Here is a 20,129-nt window from a genome sequence, read left to right on the forward strand (position 1 = left end):
CCTTTCGATCATATCGCTTAACCGGATAGATATGACTGATCTTTTTGATAACTAATCTTATTTGTTGAAAGATAGAGATGTAAAATTATGTCTAAAGCATTAGAATTTACTGTTCCTGATACAAATGATTTTTCAATTGTAATACAGGAAGATGTGCTTCCGTTCTTTTATAAGCACTTTCATAAGCACAAAGAATACCAGATTACCCTTATTTTAAAGGGAGAGGGTACGGCTGTAATTGGAAATTATATGCAACCGTTAAAAGTTGGTGATATTTATTTTATATCACCCAATGTACCCCATGTTTTTCTTTCAAAAGAAGAAGATTACCAGAATCTTTTACCTAATCGTATCCATGCCATTCATATTTTCTTTGATCTTGAGCGGCTTTCAAACTTGCTGAGCCTACCCGAAATGATTGAAATAAGAAGCTTTTTAAATCAGGATTCGGCCGGATTGCAACTATTGAAGGGAAATAAAAGTTATGTTTCTGGTTGTATAATTGAAGCTAAAAATAATGCGGGTTTATTAAGGCTGATGTCTTTGATCAATATTCTTCAATATGCCAGCGTAAACACTAACGATTTTAAATCTCTGGCAACCGGACTGGTTGAGCATGCAACAGATAATAAAGATCATTTTAGGATGAACGAAGTTTATCAGTACACCTTAAGGCATTATGCAGAGCCTATTACCTTAGAAAAGATAGCAGAAGTGGCCTGTATTACACCGCATGCATTCTGTAAGTATTTTAAAAAGCATACCCGTAAAACCTATCTTGCTTTTTTAAACGAGATAAGAGTTAATGAGGCATGCAAGAGGATATTGAGCGCAAGGTACAACAGCATCTCAGAAATCGCCTATGATACAGGTTTTAACAGTATCATAACGTTTAACAGAGTATTCAAAAAAATCACAGGTATGGTACCCAAAGAATATATAACCTTATACAAGGTAAAGCCATCATCTTTCCCTTTACGAAAAGTTATGGATTAGAACTGATCATTTAAAATCTTTGGATAATTTTTGAATGAAAAGGCCGTAAACGTTGATTAAACGCTTTTACGGCCTTTTTTGGGTCTTTTATAACAGGACAATTTTTGATTATCAAGTGATAATTATACCACATCGGTTTTTGGTTTTCCTCTTATACATTTGTTTCAAGCAGACACTTTAGATGCACATTAAGTGATAAGCTAACCTAACCAACTAAAACAAAATCAATAATTATGAAAAAAATCTTACTTGTTTTTTTTGTGCTGTTTTCTGCTTGCTATCAAGCACTGGCGCAGGATAAGAAAATTAGTGGAACCGTGATCGGTAAATCCGATAAGCTTCCAATTCCAGGGGTTTCGGTTGTGGTAGAAGGAACCAAAATCGGAACGGTAACCGATCCAAAAGGTGCGTTTTCATTAGCTGTACCACCGGGATCTATTTTAGTGGTTTCTTTTATCGGTTATATTACCGAAAAAGTACCGGTTACCAGTAGCTCAACCTATAAGATAGAGATAGGAGAGAATGTACAACAACTTGCAGATGTGGTAATCACTTCATTCGGTATCCAGAGAGATAAAAAGACTTTGGGTTATGGAGTGGGAACGGTATCGGCAGAAAAATTAACGGATGCGCCAACGCCTGATGTTTCTAATGCCTTAGCTGGAAAAGTAGCTGGTGTACAGGTTTCGGGTTCGGGAGGCGCATTTAACAGTTCTAACATTACCATACGTGGTTTTTCGTCTTTTACGAGAAGTAACCAGCCATTGTATGTGATTGACGGTGTTCCGATAGATAACAGTGGAGGTGGCAACAGTGTAAACCAGGGCGCATCAACTTCTAACAGGGTATCTGATATTAATCCCGAAGACATTGAGAACATCAGTGTACTTAAGGGAGCTGCCGCTACCGTACTTTATGGTTCAAGAGCTGCTTCTGGTGTAATTCTAATTACCACCAAAAAAGGTAAGGGTGGAACAAAATCTCAGGTGTCGTTAACTTCAAGTATCAATATCGGGTCTATCAATATTTTTCCGGAGTATCAGAATGAATACGGACAAGGTATAAATGGTATTTATTCGGGAGATCCATTGGATCCTAACAAATGGGTTGCCCGTTCTACTTCATGGGGACCAAAAATTGCTGGTCAGCCTGTAAAAAATATTTTAGGTCAGACCGTACCTTTACAGGCTTATCCAGATAACGTGAGAGACATTCTTCAAAATTCAACCGGATTAGACAATACCATCAGTTTCTCGGGAGCTAACGAAAAATTCAATTACCGTATTTCGTATGCCAACAGTACTACTGATGCTTTGGTACCGGGTAATCAGATGAACAGAAACAATTTCTCAGTAAATGCAGGTGCTAATATTACCAGCAAATTCAAATTGAGTACTTCGTTTTCTTATATCAACAGCATGTCTGATAGAACACAGGCAGGTAACCAAGGAGCCAATCCATTATGGAGAGGTATTTATGCGCCTCGCAGTTATGATGTGACTGGTTTACCAATAACTAATGCTGCAGGAGATCAGATCTGGTATTCGTCATCAGAAGAAAATCCTTATTGGTCTATTGAACATATTACCCGTAATGAAGAGCTAAACCGTTTCTTTGGAAACATTAATCTTAAATACGACATTACCAGCTGGTTGCAGGCTGATCTGAAAGTAGGCGCCGATGTGTTTTCTATGATGAACGCAGGTTTTGATGACAAAGGTGTACGTAGTAATGCAAACACGGGTTCTGCCGGAAAAGGCGGTTTACTACAATCGAGAAGTATGCGTCGTAACCTGAACAGTTATTTTACTTTAACCGGTAATAAAACTTATGGCGATTTTAACCTTTCTTTTACCTTAGGTAATGAGATTATTTCTAATTACTCCAATAACTTATCTGTAACAGGTCTTGAAATTGTTGTAGCAGGATTTAAAAACCTAGACAATTTTACTACACTAGCGCCACCATCGAATAATTACACACAACTTCGTATGATGGGTGTATTTGGTGATTTATCGGTACAGTATAAATCTTGGTTAAACGTAAACTTAAAAGCGAGAAATGATTTCTCTTCAACTCTTATCCCTAAAAACAGGTCTATATTTTATCCAGCGGTTGCAGTAAGTTTTGTAGCTACAGAAGCATTCCCATCTTTACGTAGTAATGTGTTAAATTCATTGAAAATCAGAGCAAATGGAGGTGAGGTAGGTAAAGGAGCAAATCCTTATGAAACAGCTACTTATTATTCAAGAGCAGGTTCTGCAGATGGCTTCAGCTCAACCAGCGTAAGTTTCCCTTATAATGGTTTAGCTGGTTATACTTATTCAAACGGAGCAGGTGAGCCTGAATTATTACCTGAGTTTACAAGAGAAATAGAATTGGGAACAGACATTTCTATGCTTAACAACAGGTTGAATTTAGACTTTTCTGTTTACCAGAGAGATTCCAGAAAGCTGATTTTTAATGTACCCGTAGCTTATTCTTCAGGTTTTACTTCTAAAATACAAAATGCAGGTAAGCTTTCTACAAAAGGAGTGGAGTTTTTATTGAGTGGTACGCCCATTAAAAACAGCAATTTCTCATGGGAGGCTTCTTTAAACTTTACCAAATTTAAATCAGTGGTAAAAGAATTGGCTCCAGGTGTTGAGTTGATTTCGTTAGGTGGTTTTACCTCGCCAAATATCCAAGCTGTAACAGGGCAGGAGTACGGTCTTATTTACTCTAACAAGTATCTTAGAGATGCCCAAGGCAGAATGATCATTAAAAGCAATGGTTTGCCACAAGCTACCAATGATGTGTTTGCAGTAGGAAATCCAAACCCAAAATTTACAGCGGGCTTAACCAACTCATTTAAATACAAAGCTTTTGGATTATCATTCTTATTAGATTTTAGATATAAAGGTGATCTAATGTCGCGTACCATTGGCGATTTAAGAATCAATGGCGTGGCCAAAGAAACGGCAGAATTTAGCCGCTTTAATGCAGATGGATCAGTTTCAAAACCGTACTTATTTGAAGGCGTATATGCAAATGGCCAACCTAATACTACTTATGTTTCTGCACAGGATTATTGGGGTTTAAGCGGTAAGTATGTGGCTTGGGAAGGTTATGTACTTGATGCCACTTTCCTTAAACTAAGAGAGGTTACCTTTACTTACGACCTTCCAAAGAAATTACTGGAAAAAACAAAGTTCATCAGCAGGTTGCAACTATCTGCTTATGGAAGGAACCTGTGGACCTATGCACCTAATTTCCCTCACTTGGATCCTGAGCAGAATTTAACAGGTATTTCTAATGCCAGAGGTTTAGAATTTGGTATTACACCGGTTTCTAAAGTATTTGGAGCAACCTTGAGAGCCTCTTTTTAATTAATTGATTTAAAATTTCAAAACATAAGTTATGAAAATAAATAAAATAATTGCCTGTGCCGGAATAGCATTGCTAAGCGTTTCTTCTCAATCATGCAAAAAGTTCTTTGATGTGAATGATAGCCCAAATAATATTCAGGAAGCACCTATAGAACAATTATTGCCTTCTATTACCGTAGGTGTAGGTTATGTAGGTGTGAGTGATCTTTATCGTTATAGTGGATTAATGGCGCAACAGTTTACGGGTAATACCACTAACATTTCTCAAACTTTTAAAGAATACGAGAGATATAACATTAATAGTTCTGATGTAAACAACCAGTGGTCAAATATTTATGCTGGTATCCTAGCCGATATTGATAAACTGATAGAAAAGTCGAATCAACAAAATAGTCCGCATTATGCCGGAGTGGGTAAACTGCTAAAAGCTTATATCTTTCAATTAACAGTTGATGCATGGGGTGACGTGCCTTATACCGAAGCCACAAAGTTTTTGGATAATCTGAAACCAAAATTTGATAAAGGAGAAGATATTTACAAAGATTTGGTTCGTTTGATTGATGAAGGTATTGCTGATGTAAATAAAACAACTTCTGTTTTATCTCCAACCAAATATACTACCATTTATGCTGCTAAACCTGGTCAAGATTGGAACAATACTCTTAAAAAACAATGGACACGTTTTGGCAATACTTTAAAATTACGCTTATTTCTCCACTACACTGCAAAAGATGCAAGCTATGCTGCTACTAAGATTAATGATTTGATTAATAGTGGAGCAGAATTTATGCAATCTAATGATGATAGTTTCATTATGCCGTTCTTATCAACAGCAGGTCGTCAAAATCCTAATGCAAGCGTTGAGGGTGGTCAGTTTAAAAATGCGTTCTTCCCTAACAAAACCATCGTAAACATGATGAATGCGAAGTCAGACCCACGTAGAGTAGCTTACTTTGTTCCTTTTCCATACAATTCTTCACCGGCAACTTATAAAGGTGGAAATGCCACAGAAGCTGCTTCTGTTGCTTATTCGAGACTGAATACTTTTCTTAAAGGTACTGCTACAATCAATACCATTACTATGGAATCTGATGGCTCGTTAAGAGATGGAAGTATTACTTGGGGAGGCGATGCCCCTGCTAGATTATTAACTTTTGCAGAGTATAATTTTATTCGTGCCGAAGCTGCTTTAATGTTAGGTGCACCGGGCAGTGCCCAGACCTTTTTTGAGAATGGCATCAGGGCGTCTATGCAAGATGCGGGCGTAGGTGCAGGAGATATTACCGCATATATTACCGCAAATGGCACATTGACAGGTACCGATCAGCAAAAATTAGAACAGATCATCAATGAAAAATACACTGCAAATTTTGGAGTGGTCATGGAACCATGGACAGATTGGAGAAGAACAGGCTATCCGGCTTTAACTCCCCTGCCAATATCGGTAGCGGTTTATGATAAAATTCCACGATCATTGGTTTATCCTCAATATGAAAAAAACAGTAACCCTAACGTACCTGCCCGTGCAGATATGATGGCTAGAGTATTTTGGGATGTTCGCCCTTAAAATTTAAAAGAGATACATTAATGAAAAAGATTTTCATATTTCTGATCGCGTTCTCTGCTTCACAATTTGCATGGTCGCAAAAGAACGATGCTTCCAAAACCGCTAATAATACAGCGGTTTTGGAAAATCAAGCACCTAAAGAGGGTGCATTAACCAAAACAACCAGATCATCTGTAACCATAAATGGTAAAGTAATCAATTATACAGCTACAACTGGTTTCATGGAAATTAAATCAGAAGATGGTAAAGTAAGAGCAAAAATGGGCTTTACCGCTTATACCAAGGATGGTGTTGATGACCTCACCAAAAGACCTATTACCTATACTTTTAACGGTGGCCCAGGTTCGGCTTCCCTATGGTTGCATATGGGCGTTATAGGTCCGAGAAGAATTGTGATGTCTGAAAAAGGAGAGGCCCTAACACCGCCATATTCCTATACCAATAACGAATATTCGTGGCTAGACCAATCAGATTTGGTATTTATAGATCCCGTAGGAACAGGTTTCAGCAGAGCGGTAAACGGTGTAGATAAACAAGAGTTCCATGGCTACGATGAAGACATACAATCGGTAGGAGAATTTATTAAACTCTATACCACGCAAAATAAAAGATGGGGTTCCCCTAAATTTTTAGCGGGCGAAAGTTATGGCACCACAAGAGCTGCCGGATTATCCATGTACCTGCAAAATGCTTTTAAAATGTACGTAAACGGAATCATGTTGATCTCTGCGGTATTGAATTTCCAGACCATACAGTTTGTAATAGGCAATGATTTGCCTTATCCCTTGTATTTGCCAAGTTATGCGGCCACTTCATGGTACTATAAAAAACTAAGTCCTGAACTACAGGCAAAAGATATCAAAACATTGACAGCCGAAGTGGAAAAGTATGCTATTAATGAATATACCACTGCATTGATGAAAGGCGATAGAATGTCGGCAGCAGAGTACAATAATGTGGTGAAGAATTTAAGTAAATATACCGGGCTGTCAGAGGATTTTATCAGACAAACCAACCTGCGCATTAATCTGGCCCAGTACAATAAAGAGCTACTGAGACAGGAAGGCAGAACCGTAGGCCGCTTGGATAGTCGTTTTACAGGAAGAGATTACGATGATACAGGTAGTCAGAATGAATATGATCCAAGTAACACAGGTACCATATCAGGGCCTTATACGCATGGGATTCTAAGCTATTTTGGTAAAGAACTCAATTATACCAACGACTGGACTTATTATACTTTAGGTGGTGGTTTGGGCAGATGGAATTACAGTAACGTTCAAAATTCTTATTTAAATGTTGCTGAGTATATGCGTAAGGCGATGGCACAAAATCCTTCTATGAAAGTATGGGTTTTAGGTGGTTATTATGATTTTGCTACGCCTTATTTTGCTTCAAAGTATGTGATTAACCACATGGGTTTACGTCCTGAGCAGCAAAAGAATGTAGATTTCACCTATTACGAAGCTGGACATATGCTTTACATCCATATGCCTTCCCTAAAACAAATGAAAGCAGATGCAGATGCTTTTTATGGTAAAACTTTAAAGGAAATTAACTAATGAAGACCATGTCTTATCAAAAAAATACTGCTCATATTGTGATGGCATTTGTATTATCAGTTTTTGCCATGCAAGCTGCAGCACAGCCGGGGAGAGGAAATGCACAACCGGTGCCTTCTGCTTTTCAAACAGCCTCAACAAGCAAAGCAGATGCGCCGGCTCCTTTACCGGTAAATGCTAACGGAGAAATTATTTCCAATTCACCTAATATTCCTCCTCCGGTTGTTACTAAACATAGCATTACCGTAAAAGGCCAGGTAATTAATTATACTGCTACAACTGGCTATTTGCAACTTAGAACAGAAGATGGAAAGCCCAAAGCGAATATATTTTTTACGGCCTATACCAAAGACGGTGTTGCCAATAAAAATAAAAGACCTATAACTTATACGTTTAACGGTGGGCCAGGTTCATCATCGGTATGGTTGCACATGGGTATTATGGGACCAAAAAGAGTTCTTTTTACCGATAATGGCGATTTGTTGCCCCCTCCGTACAGTTATGTAGATAATGAATATACCTGGTTAGATAAAACGGATCTGGTTTTTATTGATCCAGTTGGTACAGGATACAGCAGAGCAGTTACAGGAGAAAATGAAAAGCAGTTTTACGGTTATGTAGAAGATATCCAAAGCATGGGAGAAGCCATCAGATTATATAGCACCAAATATGAAAGATGGAATTCTCCTAAATTTTTAGCTGGCGAAAGCTATGGCACCACAAGGGCATCGGGCTTGTCTGATTACCTGCAGAGCAAATACAAATTTTATTTAAACGGCATCGTGTTGATCAGCTCCATTTTAAATATGCAAACCGCCCGTTTTGATATTGGTAATGATTTGCCTTATCCGCTGTTTTTGCCAACTTATACAGCTACCTCATGGTACCATAAAAAATTACCGGCAGATTTGCAGTCAAAACCATTAAAAGCAGTGCTCAAAGAGGTAGAAGATTTTGCTTTGCAAGAATACAATATTGCATTGATGAAAGGCAGCGATTTAACTGCTGATGAGTATGAAACTATTGTCAACAAACTGAGCAGGTACACCGGACTTTCTAAAGATTATATCCGCCAGACCAATCTGCGAATTAATATCCAAAAGTATGATAAGGAGTTGCGTAGAAAGGAAGGATTAACCGTTGGCCGTTTAGACAGTAGATATACCGGAAGAGATTACAATGATGTGGGAGATCAGCCCGAGTTTGATCCAAGTAACGATGGAACCATTTCAGGACCATATAGCGCGGCCTTAAACCATTATGTAAGAGCCGAACTTAAATTTAAGAATGATCTTTCATATGAGATTTTGGGAGGCAGGGTATCGCCATGGAATTACAATAATGTTCAAAATCGTTACCTCAATGTAGCCGAAGATTTGAGAAAAGCAATGTCACGAAATCCTTACTTAAAAGTTTGGGTATTATGCGGATATTACGACTTGGCAACGCCATATTTTGCTGCAGAATATACTTTTAGTACCATGGGTTTAAGGCCGGAACAAAAGAAAAATGTGAATTTTACTTATTACGAGGCCGGACATATGTTGTACGTTCATAAACCATCGTTGGTACAGACCAAAAAAGATGCAGATAAAATGTATGACGATGTTTTAAGAGAAATTAATGCAGCTCCAGCTAAATAAACCGCTATGAAAAAAACAATTTTATCTATCTGCCTTTTATCAATTACAGCTTTAGGAAATACCTATGCTCAGCAAACTATATCGCCTGATAGCACCAAACAGGCTTTAGAAAAGCTTAAGCAGGTTAAAATGGGTTTGGTTAATACATTACCTGCAAGCAAAGATAAGGCTCATGTTCTGGAACGCATGCTAGAGTTGGGTTTGTGGGATAATGTATTGACTGAAATTAAGAAGCAAAAGTCTTTAACTGATGATTATAAGTTGTTATATGCTGATTACTACATTTTAAATAACGATTTTAAATCGGCCGAAAAATATGTAAACCAAGTATATAACACCAATAAGAAAAAAGAAAAGGCTGTTTTACTGAAAGCATTTTTAGAAATGCAGGCATGGAAACTTCCAGAAGCTGCGCAGATTTGCGAAAATGCCCTTAAAACCAATCATTCAAACAAGCTGAAATTGATGTTGGGCAGAATAAAATTGTTGCAGAAAGACTATAAAAAAGCATTGAGCTTAGCCAAAGAAGTTGAAGCAGCCGATCCTAAAAATGCGGCTGCTTTAATGCTCGAAGCCGATGTTTATTTTTGGGACCAGAAACCACAATTGGCCGAAGCACCCTTGTTAAAATCTATAGCAATAGATCCTTTTAATGCCGATGCCAGATTTAGCTATGGTTATGCGATTTGGCGTAGGTTTGATGCAACTTTATTGAATGCCATGGCTGCTCAATGGGAAGTGGCTTTAGCTGTTAACCCATTGCATTTTCAAACCCATTGGCATTGGGGTAATGGGCACACTAATCTTACCTATGCAGATTATGCGCAACCAGAAGATGAACAGGTAAGAAAAGAACTGAAACCGGCCGATGAGCTTTTTCAGCAAAACAAGCTAAAAGAAGCTTTAGACTATACCAGAAAAATACAGGCAAAATATCCTAATTCGGTTTTACCTTTAATGCACCGTGGTTCTTTGTTCCATGTTGCTTATGATATGGATCGTAAAGCAGGGCTTGATTCTGCCGAGCATATTTTTAGGGAAATCTTAAAAAGAAAAAAACATTACGGACCGGCACATAATGGTCTATCAGCGGTAATCAAAGCCAAACGTATCCCTTATTTATCGGTTTATGATTCAATAACCAACCATTTGCACCAAACCAAAATAAAGGATATGGAGAACTTTAAACGGGTTTTTCCAGATGTGAGCTATTATTCGGGCGATATGGTAAAAGCTATGGCCTGGAATCAGCTTTATACATCGGTTGTATATTTCCCTTTCCTTACCAAAGGCGATAATGTTTTCAGGATACCGCCATTGCATAAAGATTTGGCAGAAACCATGAATTCGCCATATTTCCGCACAAGTACCACATTTGATAACCGTCAATGGATGGATATACGTGGTGTAGGGAGCGGAGCTGCGGCTATTGAATATGTAGAACGTGGAGCTTATTTAGAACGTAATGTAATTTTGCATGAATATGTGCACTTATTCCATGGACGTGTTTTAACTGATGCAGAGAATAGGGCCATCAGGGCGCATTACTATAAAGCCATGAAAGAGGGACGTACATTAGATTATTATTCCCAAAATAATGAGTCCGAATATTTTGCCCAAACTTATCCTGCATATTTTGAGCCTGTAAAGGTGCATCCTTTAGATTTTAAATCGATGAATACCACTAATGATTTGATTACCAAAGATCCTGAGATGTACCAGTTCATAGATGCATTGGTTAAGAAAGAGCAAGCCTATTTAAATGGTAAAAAAGAAGCCATGGCCAGTAACTGGGCACAAGTTTATCTTAATTTGAGCCAACGTAGCCGTATGCAAGATCGAGATATGGCTAAAAAGTATTTAGACACCGCATTGACTTATGATGCAAAATATTTACCTGCCATGCTGGCTTATTCAGGTATCAATATAATAGAGAAAAAATTAGATGATGCTGAAGCATGGTTAAAAAAAGCAGAGCAGATAGACCCTAATTATGCGCCAATCTATGCCGCTTATGCTAATTTGACTAAGGCAAAATACGATAATAACCTTATTGCAAAATCAGAGGCCATACAGAAACAGGCAGACTATCTGCAAAAATCATACAAGATGGAAACAGATTATTCTGAACTGGCCAGAGTAAACGGACAATTAAGGGAAATGTACAAAAGCAACGGACTTTACCCCGAAGCTATTGATGCGGGATTGGAATATGCTAAGAACGGAGCGGCAGTATCAACTTATCTTAGAGACCGTATAGATGATGCAAATGCATTTTCGGCCTCGTTAAAAGCAGAACTAGGATATGCTGAACCTGTACAGATATTGCGAGATTTGGTAACTAAAAAGCCTCAAAACTACGAATACCGTAACCTCTTGGCTGATGCTTTGGCCATTCAAGGCAAATATGATGATGCCATCAAGACCATTAATGAAGCCCAGCGAATTTTAGCGGCTTCAAATAACTCTAGAACCGATTATAACATGCGTTTGGCTGAGTTTTATTTGGCTCAGGGAAATAAATCTAAAGCAAGTGAGTACATCAACATGGTACTTTCTACAAAAGCACCTTTACGTGGGGCGGATCAATTAAGAATGGTGAGGTTATTGGTGAAATCAGGTGATACGGAAACTGCAAAACAAGCTTTTTCTAAAGAAAGAGAAGGAGCTGATATGCCTTCAAAAGCCGATTATGCTTTCACGAAAGCCATTTTAAGTAAAGCAGATAACAATCAGGGAGAATATGTTCAGAATTTAAATCAAGCTTTAGAGTATAACCCTTATTTATTTGCTGCTTACAAAGCTTTACGAAGCGCTTATACAGCTACACAGGCTACCGATCAATTAAAAGTATTAGATCAGAATATTAACAATTTGAAAATAAAACCAGGGGTTGCCTATAAGTAATCAATAAAAATATACACATGAATTTAACAAAGAAAGCAATTTGTTTAGCATTAGGTAGTATATGCATGTTTACCATGGCATTTGCACAAGGAGGCAGGCCAACGGTAAAAAAAGCAGAACCCAGAAAGGAAGGAGACGGACCATATCCGCAACTGATCATCAGAGGGGTAACCATTATAAATAGCACGGGGGCGCCACCTATGGGGCCGGCCGATATTGTGGTAGAAAATAATCGGATTACTGCTATCAGAACAGTAGGCTCACCAGGTTTACCTGTAGAAACCAACCGCAGACCTCAGCTAAAACCTGGGGGCAAAGAACTATGGGCCGAAGGGATGTACATATTACCAGGCTTTATTGATATGCACGGACATATTGGTGGTGCCGATAAAGGTGCTGATGCAGATTATGTATTTAAACTTTGGATGGCACATGGCGTTACTACTGTAAGAGAGCCGGGAAGCATGAATGGCTTAGATTGGGTATTAGATCAGAAACAAAAAAGCTTAAAAAATGAAATAACAGCGCCTCGCATATTTGCTTATACCGTATTTGGACAAGGTTCTGCAACGCCTATATATACCGGAGAGCAAGCTAGACAGTGGGTAAGAGAAAACGCTAAAAAAGGTTCAGACGGCATCAAATTCTTTGGCGCATCACCAGAAGTGATGTCAAACGCGATTGACGAGAATAAGAAGCTTGGATTACGGGCTATGGCGCACCATGCACAAACAGATGTGGGCAGGTGGAATGCCATGAACAGCGCTAGGGCAGGGCTAACATCCCTAGAACACTGGTATGGTTTGCCAGAGTCTATGTTTGAAGACAAAACGGTGCAGCATTACTCTCCCGATTACAATTATCAGAATGAACAAGATCGCTTTAGCGAAGCAGGTACTTTATGGAAACAAGCTGCAACGCCTGGTAGTGAAACTTGGAATAAGATCATGAGCGATTTGATCAAGCTTGATTTTACTTTGGATCCTACGCTAAATATATATGAAGCCAATCGTGATTTGATGCGTGCCCGTACCGCCGAATGGCACAATACTTATACCATGCCAAAATTGTGGGATTTTTATGCGCCAAGTTGGAACTCTCATGGCTCGTATTGGCACAGTTGGGGCACTGAACAGGAACTCAACTGGAAAGAAAACTACAAACTTTGGATGCAGTTCTTAAATGAGTTTAAAAACAAAGGCGGACGTGTTACTGTTGGTACAGATGCGGGCTTTATCTATGAATTATACGGTTTTGCATACATCAGAGAATTAGAATTATTGAGAGAGGCGGGTTTCCATCCTTTAGAAGTGATAAAATCAGCAACCTTAAATGGTGCACAGGCTTTAGGGATGGAAAAAGATTTGGGAAGCATTGAGATAGGTAAACTGGCTGATTTTGTAATTGTAGATCAAAACCCACTTAAAAATTTTCAAGTACTTTATGGTACAGGTGCCATCAGTTTAGGAGCAGATAATAAGCCTAAAAGGGTAGGAGGCGTTAAGTACACTATTAAGGATGGTATTGTATATGATGCTAAAAAATTGTTGCAGGAAGTAAAAGAAATGGTAGATCAAGAAAAGGCCAAAACAGGCTATGTAATTAAACAGCCAGGTTTTTAAAATAGCTAAATAAATGATTTAAATACATTTATGTCATTGCCGGGCAAGTTTGCAATTAATTACAAACGTATTTTAGCCACAGAACGATTTATTTATATTTTTGTACCGTCAAAATACAAATGAAATTTTAAACTTAAAATGAAAGTATCCCCCGAAAACAAAATTGATTTTAACAATACTGAGATAGCATTTAGCAGTAAATCTAATGCAGAATTAAAGCAAGCCTATTGGTTATTTAAAATTATAGGAAGTAACTTTCTAACAAAAGTAGGTCCCCCGGTTACCAATTTTATGCTTAATGCGGGCTTACCTATTCAAGGTATTATTAAGAAGACCATCTTTAAACAATTTTGTGGAGGAGAAACCATTGCCGAATGCGATCATACCATAGCACAACTGGCTAAAGGAAAAGTAGGAACAATCTTAGATTATTCTGTAGAAGGAGAAGAAGAAGAACATGTTTTTGATGCTACCTGCGAAGAAATCATCAGAACGGTTGAAAGAGCAGACGGCGACCCACGTATCCCTATTACGGTTTTTAAGATTACGGGTATTGGTAGGTTTGCTTTATTAGAAAAATTAGATGCTAAAAAAGAACTTACCGAAACAGAGCAAGCAGAATTTGATAGGGTAAAGGCCCGTTGCGAAAAAATCTGCAAAACAGCTTTTGAACGCAAAGTTCCAATCATGATTGATGCAGAAGAAACCTGGATACAGGATACCATAGATATGCTGGCTTTAGAAATGATGATGAAATTTAATAAAGAGCAGCTGATCGTATATAACACTTATCAAATGTACCGTCACGATAAACTGGCAGATCTAAAAGCAGATTATTTAATAGCCAAAGAACATGGATTTATTTTAGGTGTTAAGATGGTACGTGGTGCTTATATGGAAAAAGAACGTAAGCGTGCACAAGATATGGGATATCCTTCGCCCATACAACCCGATAAAGCTTCTTCAGACAGAGATTACGATGAATCTATTCGTTTTTCTGTTGATCATTTAGACCAGATAGGTATTGTTTGTGGTACGCATAACGAAGCCAGTTGCCGTTTGTTAACAGAATTGATTGATGAAAAGGATATCGCTCATAATCACCCTCACATTTATTTTGCACAATTATTAGGTATGAGTGATAATTTAAGCTTTAACCTTTCTAATGCAGGTTATAATGTAGCTAAATATGTACCTTATGGTCCGGTAAAAGCTGTTATGCCTTATTTGTTCAGAAGAGCACAGGAAAATACTTCTGTAGCTGGGCAAACCAGTAGAGAACTAAGCTTAATTGCCAAAGAGAAAGCCCGTAGAGGAATTTAATACAAAGTAAAAGGGTATCTAAAATTAAACTTCTTAGATACCCTTTTTGTTATAACTCGTTTTCGTTTAATTTTCTGACACTTAGAATTTTAAACTCTTTAATGCCATCTGGCATTTCCCAATTAATTAAATCACCAGTTTGGTAACCCAGTAAAGCAATACTGATAGGTGCAAAAATAGATACTTTTTGTTTCTTGATATCAGCATCTTTTGGTAAAACCAGTTTAAATACAAATTCTTGTTTGTTTGAAGTGCTTTGTATTTTGGCTTCGCTATGTAAAGAAACTACATCTTCTGGTAATTTATCATCATCAAAAAGCGTAGCGTTTTTTACTTCTTCTTTTAAACGTGATTTATTGTAATCGCTCATGATGGCTTTATCCAAATGTTCGCTTAAGAATTTGTAATCACTTTTAGACAATAATATTGATTTTGTTTTCATAATATTTTAGTTAAATAAAACATTTCACCCCTAAGGTGTATGGTTAATGTAAGATTAAGCGGTGGTTATCCCCCGAAATTCTTTAAGAAAGAAAAATGATTGAATTCGGGGTTTTTTTGATAAAGTCTTTGCACTCGGTTTGTAAAGTAAGACTTAATATGTTCTTAAAAACATGATTAAAAGCAAAACGCTGCAATAGAACAGCACACAAAACATCCTTATAATGTTTTGCTATGAACTGTTTATATTTTACTAAAATGTTTTGCATCTTAACAAAGATGCCTTTGTTTTTTTGAATAAGCAAGAGAAAATCCGAAATTTTACCATAAAAAAACTCGGGATTGTTTTTGTCCCGAGTTTGTCTAATGTTAAACAATACGTCATGCTGGATTTAGTTCAGTATCTTTTTTATAAGATAATATTCTTAATGCAACATCTTTTTCATGATCTCATCCACATTCACGTTTAAACCTTGAGCTACAGCCGTACCCAGATTTTGATTTGCTCTAAAGAAGTGGCATAACTGGCGTGCAATGATGCTGTCTTTTTGAGGCCCTTCGATACCACTCATTGAATCTACGATATTACTGATCAGGTTATGCCTGTCGTAATCGTTCATGGCCTTAGTAAATAGTAAACCGGGTTGTGTGTAATGATCTTCATCGCCCGGTAAACCTGTATTTCTATCGTACCAGTTGGCTGCCTGGCCATCTAATTCCAGTCCTGGTTCTTTATAGTTCATATCAGGTTCTATTACACCCGAGCTATTAGGGTAATAGTTTGGATGATCATTTCCATTATCATCAACCCGCATAAAACCATCTCTGTGAAAATTATTTGTAGCATAAGGGCATGCATTTACCGGTATCTGCTGGTAATTTACACCCAGCCTGTGCCTATGTGCATCCGGATAAGACAGAATTCTTCCCTGTAACATGCGATCAGGAGAGAAACCGATACCATCAACAATGTGAGCGGGAGCAAAAGCAGATTGCTCTACGGTAGCAAAATAATTTTTAGGAATCTGATTTAATTCAAGTTCGCCAACTTCTATCAATGGAAAATCGGCATGGGGCCATGTTTTTGTAACATCAAAAGGGTTAAAAGGAAAACTTTTAGCCTCTTCATTGTTCATAATTTGGATTTTCATGGTCCATTTCGGAAAATTTCCGTCATCTATCGCCTTAACCAGATCACGTTGCGCAAAGTCAGGGTCTTTACCTTTCATTATAGCAGCTTCTTCATTGCTAAAATTTTTAATGCCCTGCTGGGTTTTAAAATGAAATTTGACCCAAAAACGCTCGTTGTTTGCATTGATCAGACTAAAGGTATGTGAACCAAAACCATGCATATGACGGTAACCATATGGTGTTCCTCTGTCGCTCATTAAGATAAGTACCTGATGCAAACTTTCGGGGTTAAGGCTCCAAAAATCCCATACCATGGTAGCGCTTTTGCAATGTGTACGAGGATCTCTTTTTTGCGTATGAATAAAGTCGCTGAACTTCTTTGCATCCTTGATAAAGAATACAGGTGTATTATTGCCCACTAAATCCCAGTTACCATCTTCGGTGTAAAATTTTAGTGCAAAGCCACGAGGGTCGCGTTCAGTATCTGCAGAACCTAGCTCACCGCCTACCGTACTAAAACGTAAAAAAACTTTGGTTTCCTTTCCAATCTGATTAAAAATCTTAGCCCTTGTATATTTGCTAATATCATGCGTTACTTTAAAAGTGCCGAATGCACCACTTCCTTTTGCATGCACTACACGTTCAGGTATGCGTTCACGATTAAAGTGGGCCATTTTCTCGTGCAGAATATAATCTTCTAATAACACAGGGCCTCTTGGTCCGGCAGTCATTGAATTTTCATGCTCCACATACGGCCTGCCGGCAGCGGTAGTCAGGATCTTTTTTTTATTTTGTTCCATAGCTTATCAATTTGTTATATTTTTTAAAATTGAGGTTATTACCGGGATCTATCAAACTGATTTTACCTATATATACATAGAGAATAATTATAGGTATTTGCTTTATGCTATAAAATGAAATAGGGAAGGAGCTATCTTTCTTTGTTCTAAAATACTTAATTTCTCGTTAATATATTCTGTTTTTATTTCCTGTTCGTTAAGTTCCTGATAAATATTGATTAATAAATTAAGAATGCAGATCTGATTTACAATGAGATTGTTGCGCTTAAAAATTTCAAGACACCGTTGTGCATAGATTAATGCGCAGTTGTAGTCTTTGTCGTTTTTGCATTGATAAGCTTGTGCGGCTAAAAAAATAGATTGGATAAATGGAATAGTATTTTTAGTTGCCTGGTAAGCAAACAATCTTGATTTTATTTTTTCCATGGCCTCGGTCTTGGCACCATGGGGAGTCTTTGATTTAAAGTAAACCAGAGTGGTAAAAATATAATTTGCATAAGGTTTGTTGATCTGAACAGATTTCGGAAAATGTGTAATCATGGCATTCACTATCTGGATGGCTTCTTTGTTGTTCCCATAAAATGCATTTACAATAGAGAACATTACAAAAATTACCATCTGTTCATTTGTAGGCAATTCATCAGTACTTTTATAAAATACCCTTTCGCCCTGTTTAAAATCTTCTATTTTGATCAGTGTTTCATTAGAATAGATAAACTCTCCTGTAATTTTAAAATAAACCAATCTCAACAGTTCTATGGGATTAACTTCCCATGATTTTGCTTCTTTGGAGAATTTATGCATTTGCTGCAAACGTTTTGTAATGAGTTCTTTATCTAAACTTAAACAATCGCTTATGGCCAGTATGGAGTGGTACAATAAAGTATCTTCATTGTTATCAGATAGTTTAATTAAAGCTGCAACAGCCTCTTTATAATAAGAATCGGTAAAATCGAAATGAATTAAGCGGCTTTTCATGGCTTCGTGAAAACCTTCTTTGTTTAAACTATTAAAAAATTGAGGTTCCTTTACTTTCTTATAGATGAGGTTTTTAGAGATGAAATAAATAAGATAATTCTTCTCATAAATACTTAATTTCAGATTAAATACAGCATTAAGTTCATTTAGTAAATTACGGTTTATAGCATATTTTATGCTCCATCTTAAGAGATCCAGTTTCACCTGGTCATCAAAATATTCTTTAGCTATTTTTGTGAAAAAATCTTCGTTTATTTGATTGTCTGTATCATCCAACAGGTCAACAAAAAGAAAATGATCAAAGAATTGCGGATGTACAAATTTCACAAAATCCATTGTAAAACCATCGTGGCGCTCTTTTTCTTCAGTTAAAATTCCATCAGATAAAAGTTCTATATAAGCATTTTTAAAAACAGATATATCTTTGATCAGCTCTGATTTTAGAACATAGCGGTTATATTCCTTATAACGCGTAAGCTGGACAATTTTTTTGCAAATGAATATTTTCTCGGCGGCGTATTTAGATAAATATATTTTTTCTTGAATAAATCGATCTATAATCTCTAAAAAAATGATTTTGGTAAAAGAGCCAAATTCGGGTAGTTCTTCATTGAGCTGGTAATACCAATGTAGATAAAAAGGAAATTTTAGATTGGATTTTAATTCTTCATCAATTTTATGATAGGTAGCAGGGTACATGCGCTTTAACACCTCATTGATCTCATCAGCTGTAAGCGGAGGCATGTTGGAATGATCTTTTAGGTTAAAATAACTGCCAGAAAACCAACTGTTCTTTAAAAATGGAATATTCTTAATCCTGTCGTAAAACCTGTTCCACATGGTAGAACGCATGCTGTAAATCAATTTAATATGATTGCCATCAGCTACGCTTGAAATAAGGTTGATTAGTTTATCAAATACGATAACTTTAGAGATTTTGCTGATAGCGAGCTCAGGAAAATCATCAATAATGATAATAAGCTTAGTGCCATAAGTTTTATTCTTCTGCAAGAAATAATCCCTGAGGTTAATTTGAGCGTTAATACCTAATTTCTGTTTTATTCTGTCTTCAATATTAATATATTCAAACTGACTGTTGAAAATATCAATGGCGTTCAAAAATAAGACAATGTCCTTTTTATATTTCGCTTCTTCGTTCAAAAAGAATTGCTCTACTAAATGGGTAAGCATGATGCTTTTTCCATATCCTGCCTGTGAAGTAAAGCAGGTAAAGGCATAATTGCTTGAATAAAAGTATTCAAAATCGAAAGGAATGAAAGAACGTGGAACCGTGAACTCGAAAGGTAATGTACTTCTGTTTTTGATATGATTAATAGTATTTCTGGTAGCCTGTAAAGCATTGCTGTACATGATTTGTAAGCATTCTTCATCTCTCAAGGTATTAAATACCTCATTATGATTATATTTTGAGCTATCAACAGGTTTCTGACTGTATTCGAGCAAGGTATTAACCGTATAGGCAGAAAACTTGCTTTTGGTTTCAGCAAAGCCAAATAAGCGCTTTAAAGTAGTTTCACTTATTGTTTTTTGTGTTTCTCTTTGAATGGAATGAGAAATCACTTTACAGTCTGAAGGACTGATGTTCTCTATCTTGGTTTTTTCCAGAATGAGAACTTTAATTTTTTCTAAGGTAGCTTTTTGAGACATTAAATAGATTCTATTGTTTTTCAAATAAACATATACTTAAGGTTTTGGTTTAATAAAATACTCTCAAATAGATTAAACTATGAGTGTAGGGGTACACAAAAGTTTAATTTAGAGCTTTTTTGT

General features: G+C 37.0%; 11 protein-coding genes. 8 read left to right on the forward strand and 3 right to left on the reverse strand.

Translation table 11 applies throughout. The features are described 5' to 3' along the window. Positions 1 to 87 precede the first annotated feature (87 nt). From ACLHG9_RS10115 to ACLHG9_RS10150, 8 genes are all read left to right on the forward strand, one after another. Positions 88 to 996: an AraC family transcriptional regulator gene (locus ACLHG9_RS10115; protein ID WP_410221373.1), complete on the forward strand. Its 909-nt coding sequence runs from the start codon at positions 88 to 90 to the stop codon at positions 994 to 996. Between the two features lie 233 nt (positions 997 to 1,229). Then, positions 1,230 to 4,364, forward strand: a complete 3,135-nt coding sequence (locus tag ACLHG9_RS10120; RefSeq protein ID WP_410221374.1) for a SusC/RagA family TonB-linked outer membrane protein — start codon at positions 1,230 to 1,232, stop codon at positions 4,362 to 4,364. A gap of 31 nt (positions 4,365 to 4,395) precedes the next feature. Further along, a complete protein-coding gene (locus ACLHG9_RS10125; protein WP_410221375.1) occupies positions 4,396 to 5,931 on the forward strand; it encodes a SusD/RagB family nutrient-binding outer membrane lipoprotein in 1,536 nt (511 codons plus the stop codon). Positions 5,932 to 5,951: 20 nt separating this feature from the next. Then, entirely contained in the window at positions 5,952 to 7,493 is a 1,542-nt protein-coding gene (locus tag ACLHG9_RS10130) for a S10 family peptidase (RefSeq protein WP_410221376.1), read from the forward strand. A gap of 8 nt (positions 7,494 to 7,501) precedes the next feature. Then, positions 7,502 to 9,136 carry a S10 family peptidase gene (locus tag ACLHG9_RS10135; protein WP_410221377.1) on the forward strand — a complete coding sequence of 545 codons (1,635 nt, stop codon included), beginning with the start codon at positions 7,502 to 7,504 and terminating at the stop codon, positions 9,134 to 9,136. 6 nt (positions 9,137 to 9,142) lie between these two features. Then, positions 9,143 to 12,043, forward strand: coding sequence for a tetratricopeptide repeat protein (locus ACLHG9_RS10140; protein WP_410221378.1), 2,901 nt, complete (start codon positions 9,143 to 9,145; stop codon positions 12,041 to 12,043). A gap of 17 nt (positions 12,044 to 12,060) precedes the next feature. Then, positions 12,061 to 13,665, forward strand: a complete 1,605-nt coding sequence (locus tag ACLHG9_RS10145) for an amidohydrolase family protein (protein ID WP_410221379.1) — start codon at positions 12,061 to 12,063, stop codon at positions 13,663 to 13,665. Between the two features lie 138 nt (positions 13,666 to 13,803). Beyond that, positions 13,804 to 14,988 carry a proline dehydrogenase family protein gene (locus ACLHG9_RS10150; RefSeq protein WP_410221380.1) on the forward strand — a complete coding sequence of 395 codons (1,185 nt, stop codon included), beginning with the start codon at positions 13,804 to 13,806 and terminating at the stop codon, positions 14,986 to 14,988. Positions 14,989 to 15,037: 49 nt separating this feature from the next. On the opposite strand, the gene ACLHG9_RS10155 is transcribed toward ACLHG9_RS10150, so the two are convergent. The 3 genes from ACLHG9_RS10155 to ACLHG9_RS10165 all read right to left on the reverse strand — a co-directional run bounded on the left by ACLHG9_RS10155 (position 15,038) and on the right by ACLHG9_RS10165 (position 20,030). Then, positions 15,038 to 15,430, reverse strand: coding sequence for a GreA/GreB family elongation factor (locus ACLHG9_RS10155; protein ID WP_410221381.1), 393 nt, complete (start codon positions 15,428 to 15,430; stop codon positions 15,038 to 15,040). A gap of 424 nt (positions 15,431 to 15,854) precedes the next feature. Then, a complete protein-coding gene (locus ACLHG9_RS10160) occupies positions 15,855 to 17,360 on the reverse strand; it encodes a catalase (protein ID WP_410221382.1) in 1,506 nt (501 codons plus the stop codon). A 102-nt stretch (positions 17,361 to 17,462) separates the two neighbouring features. Beyond that, the gene (locus ACLHG9_RS10165; RefSeq protein WP_410221383.1) at positions 17,463 to 20,030 is read right to left on the reverse strand and encodes a hypothetical protein; all 2,568 of its coding nucleotides are present in this window, start codon (positions 20,028 to 20,030) and stop codon (positions 17,463 to 17,465) included. Positions 20,031 to 20,129: the final 99 nt, after the last annotated feature.

The sequence above is a fragment of the Pedobacter sp. genome (assembly GCF_046462515.1).
GTDB lineage: Bacteria > Bacteroidota > Bacteroidia > Sphingobacteriales > Sphingobacteriaceae > Pedobacter.

Coding starts and splice junctions, on each gene's coding strand:
- ACLHG9_RS10115 (WP_410221373.1), top strand. CDS start 88: ATGTCTAAAGCATTAGAATTTACTGTTCCTGATACAAATGATTTTTCA.
- ACLHG9_RS10120 (WP_410221374.1), top strand. CDS start 1,230: ATGAAAAAAATCTTACTTGTTTTTTTTGTGCTGTTTTCTGCTTGCTAT.
- ACLHG9_RS10125 (WP_410221375.1), top strand. CDS start 4,396: ATGAAAATAAATAAAATAATTGCCTGTGCCGGAATAGCATTGCTAAGC.
- ACLHG9_RS10130 (WP_410221376.1), top strand. CDS start 5,952: ATGAAAAAGATTTTCATATTTCTGATCGCGTTCTCTGCTTCACAATTT.
- ACLHG9_RS10135 (WP_410221377.1), top strand. CDS start 7,502: ATGTCTTATCAAAAAAATACTGCTCATATTGTGATGGCATTTGTATTA.
- ACLHG9_RS10140 (WP_410221378.1), top strand. CDS start 9,143: ATGAAAAAAACAATTTTATCTATCTGCCTTTTATCAATTACAGCTTTA.
- ACLHG9_RS10145 (WP_410221379.1), top strand. CDS start 12,061: ATGAATTTAACAAAGAAAGCAATTTGTTTAGCATTAGGTAGTATATGC.
- ACLHG9_RS10150 (WP_410221380.1), top strand. CDS start 13,804: ATGAAAGTATCCCCCGAAAACAAAATTGATTTTAACAATACTGAGATA.
- ACLHG9_RS10155 (WP_410221381.1), bottom strand. CDS start 15,430: ATGAAAACAAAATCAATATTATTGTCTAAAAGTGATTACAAATTCTTA.
- ACLHG9_RS10160 (WP_410221382.1), bottom strand. CDS start 17,360: ATGGAACAAAATAAAAAAAAGATCCTGACTACCGCTGCCGGCAGGCCG.